Raw genomic sequence first — 14,465 nt, 5'->3', positions numbered from 1 at the left:
AGCGGAATATCTTTTTCCTGTACACACCTGTTTCTTATAGATAAACAGATTTTTTATGCTGTTTCTTTTTCATTCCCTTCGGCGCCAAGGGCTCTCTCTTTTTCTTATTCTCTGAATATTTCACAAACATACTGATATTCACTAATATCCCCATACTGCCCAGTAATAGTAATAAAGAAGAGCCACCGTAACTGATAAATGGCAGCGTAACCCCTGTGATCGGAATTAATCCGCTGACACCGCCAAGGTTAATAAATGATTGGATGGCAATCATGCTTGAAATGCCGATCGCTAGAAGACTTCCAAACGGGTCCTCGCACTTTCTGGCTATATAAAACCCTTTTATGACGACAAAACCCAGCAGAAAAATGACAAACAATACCCCAAAGATACCAAGTTCTTCGGCTATAACAGCCATAATAAAGTCAGTGTGTGATTCAGGCAGATACCCGTATTTTTGGATACTTTCACCAAGTCCCAGACCGAAAATACCACCTGAACCAATCGCATAATAAGAATTAACCACTTGCAAACCTGAAGAATTTGCATACTTAAATGGGTCTTCAAGACTTTCAAAACGCGCCATACGTCCGCTACTTAAAATTTTGTCCTGGTTTAAAAAGAGAATCGGACTGACTAAAATGAAAACAATGCCGCCAAGCAAAACCAGCCTCATCAGCGTTTTCCCACTGAAACCCGAGCACAAGATCATGCACGTCGCAATTAATCCGATAATCATGGCTGTACCAAAATCCGGCTGCAGGGCAATTAACCCGCAAATCACAAGCGTCATCACTACCGGCGGGGCTACTCCAGTCAAAAGATTGTCAATATATCTTTGTTTTTTGGCGTATACAGCTGCAAGGTATAAAATCACGACTAATTTCACAAATTCCCCTGGCTGAATACTCAATACACCAATTTTAAACCAGCTTTGCGCGTTTCCGGCAACATGCCCGAATACGAACAGGCAAATAAGCGCCAGAATAGAAGCAAGCAATATCCCCTTCTGAAACTTTTGGCGGGCCAGTGCCTTATAAGGAAACAAAGCCATGAAAATAAATAGAGCGCCACCTGCAATTAAAGCGAACAACTGCCGCATAAAGAAAAAATTACTGCTCACCCCATACCGAGAGACAGCCGTAATCATGCTTGAGCTGTATACCATCACTAAACCGAACCCGCATAGTAATACAATTGCGAATATTAGTGAGTAATCATATGATTTTAGCATTTTTTTTAACATAACATCCTCTTCCCTGCTTCTAGCTTCCATTGTCTATGGTTTCTATGTATTGATCTTTTTTATTTTACTACAATTTATCAAACGAGACGAAGTATCTCTATACGATTCGGAAGGAATGTGTAAAAAAAGACCGTCTTTAATGAGAGAAAATGAGCGGTTATAAAAAAACCCAAACTGTTAATAAGTTTGAGTTTGATCATTTATTTACTTGTAAACGCGTCATGCAAAGCAGACAATTCGCGCTCCAATGTGTATAAAAGGTCTTTACCGTCTTTTTCATCAACCAATCCCAGGCGGACAGCAAAATCGATTTCCCTCGAAAGCCCGAACATTTGAGTATCTAAAACCTCTTCATATAGAGGGCATTGAGGCATCGTTAAGTTATCCATTTGCACTCGGATCAGCTTCAAAATCTTCTCAGCGTCTACTTTTAAAAGTTCAAAAGCTTTTTGCCGATGGTCAACGATCATCTCTGAAGCCAAAAGTATCCCTCCGTTCCCCAGGCGAGTACCTAATTCTTCTATTTATCATAAAGGGTATCAGCAGAAAATGCAAGAGGATTTAAGCAGATGACATAAATTAAAAAATACTCAGCCTGTACATCTCAGACATTATTTTCAATAGCTTTACACCTGCAATACTATTCCCTTTTTCGTCTAATGCCGGGCCAAAAATACCGATCCCGAAATCGTAGGGTGAAATGCCCATAATCCCTCCGGAAACACCGCTTTTTGCAGGAATTCCGACCTTAATTGCAAATTCTCCGCTTGCATTATACATTCCGCACGTCACCATAAACGTTTTGCAAATTCTTGCGACATCTTTTGAAATGATTTGCTCCCCAGTCTCAGGATGCCTGCCGTTCAGCGAAAATACAGAGCCGATTTTCGCCAAGTCCAAACTATTCATCTCAATCGCGCACTGCTTCGTGTATAAATCCATTACCGCTTCAACATCATCCTGAAAAATGCCGTATTGCTTCATATAATAACACATTGCCCGATTAATCATTGACGTGCTGTATTCTGATTCAGCCACCTCCCGGCAATAAGTAATGTTTTGGTTATTTGTCAGCCTTCTGATAAAAGAAAGTAAATAATCAAGCCGCTCCCTCACCGTTTTCCCTCTAATCAAGCTTGTCACGACTAAAGCCCCGGCATTGATCATAGGGTTTAACGGTTTGCTCGGATTCACTGTTTCCAACTTGATTATTGAATTAAACGGATCACCGGTCGGCTCCTGTCCAACATAGCTGAAAACCCTCTCTTTGCCGTATTCCATTAGCACTAAAGCAAGCGAGAGAACTTTTGATATACTTTGAAGCGTAAATGTCTTTTCTATGTCACCTGCTGACAGACAAATATTATTGGAATAATAAATCGCCACTGACAGATCGTGTTTATCGGCTTTTGCCAATGCGGGAATATAGCTGGCTACCTCCCCTTTGTCCGTCACCTTTTTTGCCTCTTTTACTAAGGCTTCAAGCTCGTCATTATGCCGGCATACCATGCAACCACCCTCGCTCCCTGAGCATGTCAATACACCTAATTTGTACACAAAGTGACAATTCATGCGAAAACTTTTATAATTTTGAGAGAAGGGGGTTATATCATGAGCGTTATACAAGTGAAAGGAAATGTTACATTTCCGATCACCATCGATCCAAGCGTATGGATTTTTGACGATCGCAAATTTCCGTTTGACCGCAAAGGGGACAGTCAAGACACATATTTACAATCAGCCGGGGATGAATCCGATCTTGATCCTGAACGAATCATTAGAGAGGGCCGGATTTCGCCACCGACATTAAAGACGGAAAAGCAATACGAGAAGCAAAAGCTGATGAACGGCAGTTTTGCAATGAAACTTGGGAATGTGCTGAAAAATGCCGAGCCCCTCAGCTCTGCAGCACAATGCGTGTTTGTCACAAGTTCAGGGAATACATTTGTTCCTCTGAAAACCGCTCTGAACAGTATTGTCCATTTCAGTGAAGCTGGCAAGCCGCTTCAAGAAGGCGGTCCCATTCATATTTACTTTGAAGATTCAGTTGATCACAAACAGCCGATCACCGATATAAAAGAAATCGAAATTATTTAGTATTACAGCAAATCAGCAGCAATCTGAGCGAGGCCTGATCTCTCACCTTTTAACAGCTTCACGCTGCCTGAGACAGGTTGTCCTTTAAACCGCTCAACCACATAAGCCAAACCATTGTTCAGACTGTCTAAATATGGGTGATCAATTTGTTCTGGATCGCCCATTAAGACAATTTTACTGCCCTCGCCTACTCTCGTCAGCAGCGTTTTCACCTCATGCCTGGTCAAATTTTGCGCTTCATCAATGATGATAAATTGATCTGGAATGCTCCTCCCTCTGATATAGGTCAGCGCCTCTACCTGAATTGAGCCAATCCCTGCCAGAATAGCTTCAAGCTCCCCGGGTTTTTTCGCATTAAACAGAAACTCCAAGTTGTCAAAAATCGGCTGCATCCAAGGCTTAAGCTTTTCCTCTTTTTCGCCGGGCAAGTACCCGATGTCTTTGCCAACAGGAACAATCGGTCTTGCTACGACCAGCTTTTTGTATATTCCTAAGTCTTCTGTCTGTAATAGCCCTGCCGCCAATGCTAAAAGCGTCTTGCCGGTTCCCGCTTTTCCGATCAGGGTGACGAGCGGAATATCTTCGCGCAGCAAAAGCTCTAATGCCATTTTTTGCTGCACATTTTTCGGCCTGATTCCCCATATGTGTTCATCATCAAACACGAGTCTTTTTAATACCGTTCCTGTTTTATCTGCAATTCCAACTGCTGAGGAGGATCCTCCCAGCTCATCCTTCATTATTGCGAATTGATTCGGATAAAAGGCATGCTGTTTTATATCATTTACCGAAATTTGATTTTCTCCGTAAAAAGAGCTGAACAGCTGCCGGCTAATAAATAAATCTTTATAGCCGCTGTACATTTCATCATGATCCACAACCCGGTCACTTAAAAAATCTTCGGCAAGCAGTCCGATTGCGTCCGCTTTAACCCTGACAAGCACATCTTTACTGACGAGAATAACCGGCCTGCCCTTTTCCTTTGTTTCTTCCTCAAGGCTTAAGTTTTTCGCAACGGCCAATATGCGATTATCATTTGTTTTTTCAATAAAAATCTCTTGCAGCTGATGAAACGAACGATGATTCAATTCAATTCTCAGTGTGCCGCCGCTATCGAGCGGTACATGCTCATGCAGCCTGCCCTTTTGCCTTAACGCATCAATCAGCTTAGATGCGTGCCTTGCATTCCTCCCGACTTCGTCCATATATCGTTTTTTTGAATCAACCTCTTCTAATACGACAGCAGGGATGACAACCTCATTTTCTTCAAAAGAAAATATCGCGTTAGGATCCTGTAATAACACATTCGTATCTAACACATAAATTTTACTCAAGTCTCAGCCTCCCGATATAAGGGTCAAAGTTTCTCCTGCTTCTCTTACGATGAAAAAGGTGAATGCCTGCTAAAATATATGATTTTGTGTATAAAGATAGAAGGTTAATTCAACAATAAAATTAATGAATGCATTTCAAGGAGGGAACCCGCAAGTGCGAATTCTTTTCATTATGATACAACTGACGTTTATCCTGTCCGCATGTGCCTACCAACAAGGAAAGCAGAATCAAAATGTTGAAAAAGAATCAACAAGACAGCAGGATACCACACCGATTCACGTAAAAGACACAACTCAAGAAACAAAAGACAATGGAACAAGAAACGATATTGCCAAGCATCTCGTCAGCGTTGCTGAAAAAAACCCTGATGTTAAAGATGCAACAGCTGTTGTGCTTGGGAGTTATGCCGTTATTGGGATTGATGTCGACGATACTTTGGATAGAAGCAAAGTGGAAACGATTAAATATTCTGTAGCACAGGCTCTAAAAAACGATAGGTATGGCGCCAACGCAGTAGTCATTGCTGATCCTGATACGGTCAGCCGCCTAAAAGAAATGGGCAGGGAAATAAGTGAAGGCCGTCCAGTAACAGGCATACTAGATGAATTAGCTGCGATTGTCGGCCGAGTGCTTCCGGAAGTGCCTAACGATGTAATTGACAATGAAGATGAGCCGCAAACAAAGCAGCAAAATGACCAATTAAACAGAAAGCAGCGGCAGGAAATGGAACAGGAGCAAAACGATCAATCCGATCATCATATGAAAAAGAATACCAACGATTAAGCTAAAGCCCTGCGCTTTAGTTTTTTCTTATTTCGGACATCTTCTGATCCGTGCTATAATACATGTTAGTGAAAGAGGTGATATGATGAGGGTCCAATGCTCTATTTGCGATAAAATTGAAACAATTAATGATGACACCCTGATCGCGAAACGGCTTCGAAACCGCCCAATCCATACATATATGTGCCAGAAATGCCACGACCGGATTGCCCAAAAAACAGAAGAACGGCTGAAAACGGGGAAATTCACGTTTCATCCAGGCAGACAGAAGAAAGAAAAAGTTAAAAAATAAGCAGACGCTTTACCATACAGAACAGAAAAGACTCAGCTTCCTAGCTGAGTCAGGCGCTCTCCGAACAGGAACCTTCATATTTATTTGATATTTTTCATAAAATGAACGGGACAACTTAAAAGAGCAGCGTATTGACGGCAATGATAAGAATAATGACTCCGCTCAGCATCGTGCTGAACTGTCCGACACGAAAAGATCCAATGCGCAATGAGGCAGCTTTTTTTCCGAGCGAGCAGCCGAGCCATATGGTCAAGAAACTGCCGAGCGCTGCAGTGATGGAAATTGCAGCAGGAGAAAGCCCGATCAAACCCGCGCTTAATCCGTTGGTCAGTGCATTTGCAGATACAGCTACCCCAAGAACGATAGACTCTAATATACTGATTTCTCCCGAACGGTCAGCATCCGCCGTCTCCGGATGTTGTAACAGACCGGCAAAACGGCCTTTTTTTCTTGATGATACATCAACACACGCTGAGCTTTCTTTTTTCTCGGCACAGCCAGCAGGATGATGCGGATGCCGATAACAGATAAAATAAAAGCTGCCAGCAACACAGGAAGAATGCCCGGTAAAATGACTGAAATCCATTTACCGAAATAAATTCCGATATAACTGAATAAAAAACAGATAAAAGCGATCATCATATTTGATGTGTGAGATATTTTAATTTTTCTGATACCGTACGACATTCCTACCCCTAAATTATCAATGCTCGAGGATACCGCCAAACCTAAAATCAATAACCAAGCCATATTATGATCTCTCCATTCTTTGATGTCTTCTCAACATGTTGCGCTGTTGAATCTACCCTATCCTATGCAACAGCACAGGAAAGGTACCTTTTTCGCAAAAATGATTGATTGGTTATCATCATTCCGTTGGAAATGAGGTGACACCATTGGAAGAAAATAAAAAGACGACATTGGGCCCCCTTTTAAAATCACTGCTTACTAAGCACTCGCTCTCCATGAGAAAACTCAGCACCTTAACCAATATTGATACAGCTACCATCTCCCGGATTATAAATGGCAAGCAGAAGGCCAATTTAAAGCATCTTCAGGAATTTTCTAAACACCTTTGCACCCCGCTGGAAGAATTACTCGAGGCATCAGGCATAAATATCGGCCATGAAAAAAAGGCTGCGCCGCAAGATCCGATGCACGCGATTCAGGATATGCTCAATATGGCGGAGATGTTTGATCAGCCTTTTTCCCGGCAGCAAATTGAACGCGAGCTGACCAGATATGAACAATACGCCAAAACCCAGCAAGGCCATCGCCTCATTTGCGATCAGTTTCAAAAGAAAATAAATAATGAAGAAAGCGTCGGCCCTTTTATTGATCATTTAAAAAACATGTTTTGTCAGTATATGGATGAAGCAACACTGACTGAAGACCGTATGATTCTCGGGAGCGCGCTGCTGTATTATATTTTAGAAACGGACGTTATTCCGGATTACATGTTTCCCATTGGCTATCTGGATGACGCCATCGCCGTTCAAATCGTTTTACACCGGCTGAAAAAAAAATAAAGGCGCTTAAAAAAGCGCCCTTTTTGTTGAAAAATGTGAAACATCGCATTGCAGTTTTGTCAAAACAGAGACAGCTGTCATATGATACATCAACCTAATAAAAAGGAGGGTGTCTTCTATGGACAGCAACACAGTTGTGGCAGTATGCGCTCTGTTAAGTGTGGTGATTCAGATTGGAACGATATTCGCCGCAGGAAAGTGGAAAAAAGAGTAAAAGGAAAATTGATGGTTTTTTCGCATAAACGTATGTGTATAAATAACCTTATAAAAAATAAGAAAGAAGTTAAGCATATCCTCTTTGCTGCCGCCTGAAACGAATAGAGAAAGGTTCAGCCGATCATGAAAAAAACAAATAGCGAAGGGAACAAAAAAAGCGCTGGTTGAGCCTTAAAGAGATGTCACATACCAAACAGTCTTTCTTCGCACCGATGACACATTATCATTCAAACGAAGACAGAACGATTTCCGGCCGTAAATGAAAGGTCAGTCAAAACCGTTTGTGTTTTTACGGAAAAACCTCACAAAAATTCTTTTTCTGTTTTTGAAATCTGGTGAATACCTAAAAAAAGCAGCGCAAAATAAAAAAGCTTGTAGAAAAAACATTGTTTTCTCTACAAGCTGGCTCAGCTTCTCAGCTGAGTCTTTTTATGATTTTGCAGACTGTCCCTTTTTCGACTGATACAGCCGAATTTTATAAACAATTAAAATCAGGGCAGCGACGATCAATCCCTCCGCCACGGGCAAAAACACACCTAAAAAGGTCAAAACAGTGCAGCCCAAAGCCAGAAATACATACACCACTGCTGATTTTAATACCGGAAGCCTTTTAGCAAATCCAAGCTTAAATACAATAACGGCCAACACAAAAATTGTGCCATACAGCAGCCACATGCCTGGCGCAGGCTGCCGGTCTACTTGATATAGAGCGGCAAAGAGCGACAGGCGTTCGCTTACATCATTCAAAAAGATTCCCTCCCCTTAAACGTACGGGTTCTATCTTTTCAAATTCTGCAAGAGCTTAAGACAATCCTGCTGTTTTTTTCTTTTTAGCTGCTTTTTCACGTTCGTTCTTATTGAGGATTTTCTTTCTTAAACGGATGGATTCTGGTGTTACTTCACAGTATTCATCTTCGTTTAAGTACTCTAGAGACTCCTCAAGAGACATGATGCGCGCTTTTTTAATTGTTGTTGTCTGATCTTTTGTTGCAGAGCGAACGTTCGTCTGCTGTTTCATTTTGCTGACGTTAACAACAAGGTCGTTGTCGCGGTTATGCTCTCCAACGATCATTCCTTCGTATACTTCAGTACCTGGCTCAACGAAGATGACACCGCGGTCTTCAATTCCTTGAATTCCATATGCTGTCGCTTTCCCGTTTTCCATTGATACAAGCACACCTTGGCGGCGTCCGCCAACTTGGCCCGCCTGCATAGGCTGGTAGCTGTCAAACGTATGGTTCAGGATACCGAATCCGCGTGTTAAAGATAAAAACTCTGTAGAGTATCCGATTAATCCGCGAGAAGGAACTGTAAAGATGAGACGAACTTGCCCGTTTCCGTTGTTGATCATATCAACCATCTCGCCTTTACGCGCACCCATTGATTCCATTACTGAGCCAGTATGCTCTTCAGGAACATCGATTTGCACTCGCTCAACAGGCTCACAGCGTACACCGTCAATATCTCTTATGATAACTTCAGGTTTTGAAACTTGAAGCTCATAACCTTCACGGCGCATATTTTCAATTAAAATTGACAAATGGAGTTCACCGCGTCCGGAAACAACCCAAGCATCAGGTGAAGCTGTGGGCTCAACACGCAAGCTCACATCAGTCTGAAGCTGAGAATGGAGTCGTTCTTCGATTTTGCGGGATGTCACGTATTTGCCTTCACGGCCTGCAAACGGACTGTTATTTACGACAAATGTCATTTGAAGTGTCGGTTCGTCAATTCGAAGCACTGGAAGCGGATCTTGATGGTCAACAGGACATACTGTTTCACCAACATTAATATCTTCCATACCGGAAACAGCAACAAGATCTCCCGCTTTTGCTTCTTCAATTTCCACACGCTTTAAGCCTTGGAAACCGAAAATCTTTGTAACACGGAATGACTTAGCCGTTCCGTCAAGCTTCATAAGAGAAACCTGTTGGCCGACTTTCATCGTGCCGCGGAATACGCGCCCGATTCCGATACGCCCTACATAGTCATTGTAGTCAAGAAGGGCAACTTGGAATTGAAGCGGCTCTTCTTCATTATCAACAGGTGCCGGAACATGCTTAATAATGGTTTCATATAAAGATTCCATGTTCTCATCCTGCTGTTTCGGATCAAGACTCGCTGTTCCATTAATTGCTGAAGCGTATACTACCGGGAACTCGAGCTGCTCTTCATTGGCATCAAGCTCAATGAACAGGTCAAGAACCTCATCGATTACTTCCTCAGGACGAGCAAAGTCACGGTCAATTTTATTGACAACAACAACCGGATTAAGGTTTTGCTCAAGAGCTTTTTTCAGAACGAAACGAGTTTGAGGCATACAGCCTTCATATGCGTCAACGACAAGCAATACGCCGTCAACCATTTTCATAATCCGTTCTACTTCTCCCCCAAAGTCAGCGTGTCCAGGGGTATCCAAAATATTGATGCGTGTATCTTTATAGTTAATCGCAGTATTTTTCGCCAAAATTGTAATGCCGCGTTCACGTTCAAGGTCATTAGAGTCCATTGCGCGTTCAGCAACCTGTTCGTTGGCACGGAACGTACCAGCCTGATGTAAAAGCTGATCGACTAAAGTCGTTTTCCCATGGTCAACGTGGGCGATAATCGCGATGTTGCGAAGGTCATTTCTAAGTTTCACTTTTTCATCTCCTAATAAAATTAGATAACTTTCATATTATATCACACATCCTCTTTAAAAGCGTCACGTTTTTCTGTAAACTTTATATAAGACGTAAAAGGGGATGGGAAATATGAAAAAAATGAATTGGCTTTTGCTATTATTTGCATTTGCAGCGGTTTTCAGTATGATGCTGATCGGCGTCTTTATCGCTGAAAAAAGCATTGCAGGCACAATCGCCAGCATTGTTCTTGTTTGCGCCGTAATGGGCGGTGGGTTTACATTAAAAAAGAAAATGCGCGAGCAAGGCTTGTTTGATTAAAAGCATTGCCTTGCCGGCGACATTATAATCAAAAAACACCGCTAAAAAAAGCGGTGTTTTTTCATTTTATTAAGCCTTATCTCCCCTATTCTTTAGTCAGGAAGGTGTAAAGCAGCGTTCATACATAGACAATTGTTATGGCGATGACAGCTGTGAACGGCAAAAGTAGTTCGGTCACGTTCTACATAAAATGCTATATAACCTATTTGTTCGACACCAATCTCTCCCTATAATGGAACCCGCACCATAATTCATAAAAGGGAAAGGCAAAACATGAAAAAAACATTTGTAAAAAAGACTGTGCTATCGACGGCCGCAATAACTTCGGCTGCTTTATTAACGTTCGGCCCGCATGCAGCCAGCGCCAAAACAATGGTTGATAATACCGCTGTTCAGCTCCAGCACCAAACAATCACTAACGAGGATTTTGATACATACGTTGCTTTATTAAATCAATGTATATCTGAACAAGTGGTGTTTATTCTTTTGATAGTGAAAAAGCTGTCGAGTTAGGAATGTCAAAAGAAGAGGCTCAAGTCATCGCAAAAATGTGGGAGTCGGCACCAAAATTTTTCAGCGCCGTTTCACAATGTGTGTATATCGAAGGTGAAAATTACAAACTCGATACAGATAAGGCAGCAGAGCTTGGCATCACAGAAAAACAAGCAGTTGCAACTGAACAATTTTTAACTTCAGCTTCCTCAAAGATTCACATTCTTCAGGCTGCCATTGTGCTGCAAGATAATGTATACAGTTATAATAAAGATAAAGCGGCACAAGCAGGCGCAACATCTCAGCAAGCTGACGCTTACGAAAACTTTTTCGGTACTCTGTCACAAGAACAGCTTGCCGCAGTCTACACTATTCTTCATCCTCAGGCTTAATATTAAAAAGCGCTTGCCGGAATCGGTCAAGCGCTTTTCTTTATATTAGCAGTTTGATAATCAGCATCAAGGCGACCGCCGCTCCAAACCAGCAGGCAGCTTTAACGATCTGCAAACCATAGTACCTTTGTTTAAAACGCCTTTCTTCTTCAGACAGAAAAACCTCCTCAACGACCTGTTCACTTTCCAATTCAAACGGCTCAGCCATCAGGTCATACATTTCTTTGCAGCTGCTGCAAGTTTTTAAGTGCTCTTCAACGACGTGTTCCGTTTCTTTATTACAATCACCTTCAAGATACAGAGGAAGCAGGTCTCTTACTAGAAAGCAGGTCATATCCGCTCCTCCTCTCTTCTTTTCATCATGTTTTTCTTTAGCTCTAATCTTGCGCGGTGCAGCGTAGTTTTCACCTTCGAAAGACTCCACTCTAATATCTCAGCGATTTCTTCATAAGAAAGCTCTTGGAATTCTCTTAAGATCAAAACGGACTGATGCTGATCTTTTAACTGCAGGAGCTCCTGCCGCAGCATTTCGCTTTTAATCGTCCGGGACAAATACTGTTCAGGCTGCTCATAAGTTGTTTGCGTTAATCCTTCATTTGTGCTGATATCAGCACATTGATATTTGATATCTCTGCGGTACCAGTTGACAAAGGTGTGATGCGCAATCGTGTAAAGCCACGTTCTGATGGAAGAATGCCCCCTAAACGAAGCCAGGCCGTTAAGTGCTTTCACAAATGTGTCCTGCGCTAAGTCCTTAGCTGTTTCAAGATGATGCGTCCTTCGATATAAATAATTCAAAATTTCTTGGTAATACTCTCGGTACAAGTCTTCAATAGAATCCCTATGTTTCATTAAAAGTAAAACCACACCGTCATCCAAATGGCCAATAAAATAAAACAGATATACATGGAAGACAAGTATACTTTCATATGTCTGATTTGCCTCTCTTCTTCAGCACCCGGGCTCCTCTTTGAACTGGATTCACTCTTTAAGAATTCCGCATTTTTTTGATATAAGGGCTCATGCTGTTTCATCCACTCCATTGATTCACCCTCTAGTTCTCCTTCTTTATATAGGTCATATAAATCTAAAAAAATAGACTCTTTTTCTTTATGATTCATAAAGACTTTTCACCTCTTGTGTTTCTCCATCCACCACATAAGCATCATGACGGTTTGAACCGAACGGCTGAATAATGATCAGCCATGCGTAATGCCATTCATCCCCTCTGTGAACGATAATCGGCCGCATACGTTTTTTGTAAATCACATCCTGATATGAAGATGCTACTTTTTTATAAGCCAATGTCCCATTGCGATACGTATATGGGAAAGGCTGCTCAGGTGTATCACTGTAAACATAAACCTGCAGCTGGCTTTGATCTTCAAAAAACTCATACGCTTTAGAAGAATCCGTATACACAACCGTGTCACTCCGCTTGCTTGATTTCTTTATTTTTGATGCATCAATATCGAAGATCGATAATACCTGCTGCTGCAGCCGGCTGTCAGCCAGTGAACTGTTCTTTTTCATTGGAAGTGAAAGACTATGTAAAGAACCGGATTCGCCCTCAAATTCCATCACAATTCCACTTTTCGTTTCAACGCGCACTATGCTTCCTAACATGCTATCACTTTCAATATCAGTGATCTGATAAGGCTGTTTCGGTATGTTTAAAGCAGCAAACATGTCCTTCACTTTGTCGTGAATATCTTGTTCTGTTACATGAACATGGAGAAGAGAATCAAACTGATAAATAGAAGGGTCTTCACTAAAACTCATTAAAGTTTCCTTTTCCCAATAAAATAGCGCTCCATCATCATTATCTTTTTTATGAAGTTGATTTTTCAGATATATACGAACGACTGTCTGACCGTCTTCTTTAGATACCTTTGTTTCGATATGGTCCTTATTTAACACTCGGCCGTGCCGTTCAAGAAAAGCGATAGACCTACGCATGTACTCTTGATCCGTCAGCTTTTTTCCATGCGGTTTTTTTACGTATTGATAATTACGAATCAGCTGTGAGACTTCGTCTACCTCAGCTTTATAGCTCTTGCTTTCAAATGAATAAGAATAATGTACATCCATGTTTGTATCGTGCAAATAAAGTGTTTCATCCGCAGGAAAAAATGACTTTACTATTTGTTCCGCTTTTTCAGATGAAATGTGCTCCCCGACAAAATTGAATGAATCATGGACATTTATCGGTTTTGAGACTGCAAAAGCAGCGGATCCTACGTTATAAATTGGATTTAAGAATAAGACAAAAAACACCATAACAGCCATCGCCAGCCGCTTATTCACACGTATATAAAATTTTCCTGACTTTTGGAACAGATGATAGCTCATTAAAAATCCCGCCATTGCCAAATAAATCGCAAATGGCATCGTTGCACCATAATCTATGGTGATTTGATGGGAAAATGGAACAAGCAGCTTGACAAGCAGTCCAATAATCAGCGTATAAAATAAACCTAGTAAAATCTTGTTTGTTCTCCAATACAGCTTGAAAAACAGTACATTTAAAACGATAGGAAGAATGATGATGAACAACAAAAACAAGAATTCAATTGGCCTGACCTCATCAGGACATTCCTTCCAATACGAAAAGAAACTGAAAACCATTTGTACGATCGGCAAACTGACAACAGCGAGATCAAATATATAAAACATGCCTTTTCCGCCAAGATTACGAGGCATCAGCATATAGTGAAAAGCCGTCAGCAGCACATACCCATATAACAAAAAATGCACCAGTGGCAGCAGTTCATTGCCGTCCTCCCGTAAGTAAGCACTGGTAAAGTTTGTCGCCTGCACCTGATGAATAAGTTCAACAGACACCCCGGCCAGCAACACAATCCGCAGTAAGACACCAGCTAAGAACATTGTGCGGTACTGGTTTATCTTAGGATGGTGCACCAAAACATATAAGCCCGCCAACACTACAATTGTCCATTGAATGAGCAAGGTGCTTTGTCTGCTTAATATAAAATAACGTTCGAAATGCAATACATAATGACTGAATAACTCCAACACGACCAACAATCCTTTACTTCTTATTAAGGCCTCATTCGGTTAGACAGCGGGCCTATCAAAAAGTTTCAATCAGAAACAAAAATATCTCATCTTCTCCCTTGATAC

At 41.5% G+C, this 14,465-nt stretch carries 15 protein-coding genes and 2 pseudogenes; 6 read left to right on the top strand and 11 right to left on the bottom strand.

The genetic code is table 11. The features are described from left to right. Positions 1 to 34 precede the first annotated feature (34 nt). The 3 genes from BTW01_RS02545 to glsA all read right to left on the bottom strand — a co-directional run bounded on the left by BTW01_RS02545 (position 35) and on the right by glsA (position 2,755). Positions 35 to 1,246: an FtsW/RodA/SpoVE family cell cycle protein gene (locus tag BTW01_RS02545; protein WP_162101469.1), complete on the bottom strand. Its 1,212-nt coding sequence runs from the start codon at positions 1,244 to 1,246 to the stop codon at positions 35 to 37. 200 nt (positions 1,247 to 1,446) lie between these two features. Continuing rightward, entirely contained in the window at positions 1,447 to 1,728 is a 282-nt protein-coding gene (locus BTW01_RS02540) for a YlaN family protein (protein WP_014663853.1), read from the bottom strand. Positions 1,729 to 1,825: 97 nt separating this feature from the next. Continuing rightward, the gene (gene glsA / locus BTW01_RS02535) at positions 1,826 to 2,755 is read right to left on the bottom strand and encodes a glutaminase A (RefSeq protein WP_162101468.1); all 930 of its coding nucleotides are present in this window, start codon (positions 2,753 to 2,755) and stop codon (positions 1,826 to 1,828) included. Positions 2,756 to 2,857: 102 nt separating this feature from the next. Between glsA and BTW01_RS02530 the strand changes: the two genes are divergently transcribed. Beyond that, positions 2,858 to 3,343 (top strand): peptidyl-prolyl cis-trans isomerase, encoded by a 486-nt coding sequence (locus BTW01_RS02530; protein WP_162101467.1) that lies wholly within the window; start codon positions 2,858 to 2,860, stop codon positions 3,341 to 3,343. A 2-nt stretch (positions 3,344 to 3,345) separates the two neighbouring features. On the opposite strand, the gene BTW01_RS02525 is transcribed toward BTW01_RS02530, so the two are convergent. Further along, positions 3,346 to 4,674 carry a PhoH family protein gene (locus BTW01_RS02525; RefSeq protein WP_162101466.1) on the bottom strand — a complete coding sequence of 443 codons (1,329 nt, stop codon included), beginning with the start codon at positions 4,672 to 4,674 and terminating at the stop codon, positions 3,346 to 3,348. Positions 4,675 to 4,828: 154 nt separating this feature from the next. Between BTW01_RS02525 and BTW01_RS02520 the strand changes: the two genes are divergently transcribed. Next, entirely contained in the window at positions 4,829 to 5,458 is a 630-nt protein-coding gene (locus BTW01_RS02520; RefSeq protein WP_162101465.1) for a YhcN/YlaJ family sporulation lipoprotein, read from the top strand. Positions 5,459 to 5,540: 82 nt separating this feature from the next. Next, complete coding sequence (locus tag BTW01_RS02515) at positions 5,541 to 5,750, top strand: YlaI family protein (protein WP_162101464.1); 210 nt, start codon at positions 5,541 to 5,543, stop codon at positions 5,748 to 5,750. A 115-nt stretch (positions 5,751 to 5,865) separates the two neighbouring features. On the opposite strand, the pseudogene ytaF reads toward BTW01_RS02515, so the two are convergent. Beyond that, positions 5,866 to 6,500: pseudogene (gene ytaF, locus BTW01_RS02510) on the bottom strand (sporulation membrane protein YtaF). A 146-nt stretch (positions 6,501 to 6,646) separates the two neighbouring features. On the opposite strand from ytaF, the gene BTW01_RS02505 reads away from it, so the two are divergent. Next, positions 6,647 to 7,279, top strand: a complete 633-nt coding sequence (locus BTW01_RS02505; protein ID WP_162101463.1) for a DUF1232 domain-containing protein — start codon at positions 6,647 to 6,649, stop codon at positions 7,277 to 7,279. A 645-nt stretch (positions 7,280 to 7,924) separates the two neighbouring features. On the opposite strand, the gene BTW01_RS02500 is transcribed toward BTW01_RS02505, so the two are convergent. Together BTW01_RS02500 and typA are read right to left on the bottom strand one after the other, a co-directional pair. Next, entirely contained in the window at positions 7,925 to 8,242 is a 318-nt protein-coding gene (locus tag BTW01_RS02500) for a YlaH-like family protein (protein ID WP_162101462.1), read from the bottom strand. 55 nt (positions 8,243 to 8,297) lie between these two features. Further along, positions 8,298 to 10,136: a translational GTPase TypA gene (gene typA, locus BTW01_RS02495; protein WP_162101461.1), complete on the bottom strand. Its 1,839-nt coding sequence runs from the start codon at positions 10,134 to 10,136 to the stop codon at positions 8,298 to 8,300. A 112-nt stretch (positions 10,137 to 10,248) separates the two neighbouring features. Between typA and BTW01_RS02490 the strand changes: the two genes are divergently transcribed. Both BTW01_RS02490 and BTW01_RS18655 read left to right on the top strand, forming a co-directional pair. After that, complete coding sequence (locus tag BTW01_RS02490) at positions 10,249 to 10,437, top strand: YlaF family protein (protein WP_162101460.1); 189 nt, start codon at positions 10,249 to 10,251, stop codon at positions 10,435 to 10,437. 273 nt (positions 10,438 to 10,710) lie between these two features. Then, positions 10,711 to 11,321, top strand: a pseudogene (locus BTW01_RS18655) (hypothetical protein). A gap of 40 nt (positions 11,322 to 11,361) precedes the next feature. Here the strand turns inward: BTW01_RS18655 and BTW01_RS02480 are convergent. The 4 genes from BTW01_RS02480 to BTW01_RS02465 are packed head-to-tail and all read right to left on the bottom strand — an operon-like array spanning position 11,362 to position 14,369. Then, positions 11,362 to 11,655 carry an anti-sigma factor family protein gene (locus tag BTW01_RS02480; protein WP_162101459.1) on the bottom strand — a complete coding sequence of 98 codons (294 nt, stop codon included), beginning with the start codon at positions 11,653 to 11,655 and terminating at the stop codon, positions 11,362 to 11,364. After that, positions 11,652 to 12,173: a sigma-70 family RNA polymerase sigma factor gene (locus BTW01_RS02475; protein WP_162101458.1), complete on the bottom strand. Its 522-nt coding sequence runs from the start codon at positions 12,171 to 12,173 to the stop codon at positions 11,652 to 11,654. Before BTW01_RS02475 ends, BTW01_RS02480 begins: the two co-directional genes overlap by 4 nt. Further along, positions 12,173 to 12,442, bottom strand: coding sequence for a hypothetical protein (locus tag BTW01_RS02470; RefSeq protein ID WP_162101457.1), 270 nt, complete (start codon positions 12,440 to 12,442; stop codon positions 12,173 to 12,175). The genes BTW01_RS02475 and BTW01_RS02470 overlap by 1 nt, the downstream gene beginning before the upstream one ends. After that, the gene (locus BTW01_RS02465; RefSeq protein ID WP_162101456.1) at positions 12,432 to 14,369 is read right to left on the bottom strand and encodes a hypothetical protein; all 1,938 of its coding nucleotides are present in this window, start codon (positions 14,367 to 14,369) and stop codon (positions 12,432 to 12,434) included. Before BTW01_RS02465 ends, BTW01_RS02470 begins: the two co-directional genes overlap by 11 nt. Between the last annotated feature and the right edge of the window lie 96 nt (positions 14,370 to 14,465).

Origin of the sequence: Bacillus sp. SKDU12, from assembly GCF_010093085.1 — a bacterium.
Taxonomy (GTDB): Bacteria; Bacillota; Bacilli; order Bacillales; family Bacillaceae; genus Bacillus; species Bacillus mexicanus.
The sequence above is the reverse complement of the archived record's forward strand: the minus strand, read 5'-3'. Positions and strand labels throughout refer to the sequence as shown.

Bases quoted from the DNA above. Each gene is read 5' to 3' on its own strand.
- BTW01_RS02530 (WP_162101467.1), top strand. From the start codon at position 2,858: ATGAGCGTTATACAAGTGAAAGGAAATGTTACATTTCCGATCACCATC.
- BTW01_RS02470 (WP_162101457.1), bottom strand. From the start codon at position 12,442: ATGAATCATAAAGAAAAAGAGTCTATTTTTTTAGATTTATATGACCTA.
- glsA (WP_162101468.1), bottom strand. From the start codon at position 2,755: ATGGTATGCCGGCATAATGACGAGCTTGAAGCCTTAGTAAAAGAGGCA.
- BTW01_RS02475 (WP_162101458.1), bottom strand. From the start codon at position 12,173: ATGAAACATAGGGATTCTATTGAAGACTTGTACCGAGAGTATTACCAA.
- BTW01_RS02545 (WP_162101469.1), bottom strand. From the start codon at position 1,246: ATGTTAAAAAAAATGCTAAAATCATATGATTACTCACTAATATTCGCA.
- BTW01_RS02490 (WP_162101460.1), top strand. From the start codon at position 10,249: ATGAAAAAAATGAATTGGCTTTTGCTATTATTTGCATTTGCAGCGGTT.
- BTW01_RS02480 (WP_162101459.1), bottom strand. From the start codon at position 11,655: ATGACCTGCTTTCTAGTAAGAGACCTGCTTCCTCTGTATCTTGAAGGT.
- BTW01_RS02515 (WP_162101464.1), top strand. From the start codon at position 5,541: ATGATGAGGGTCCAATGCTCTATTTGCGATAAAATTGAAACAATTAAT.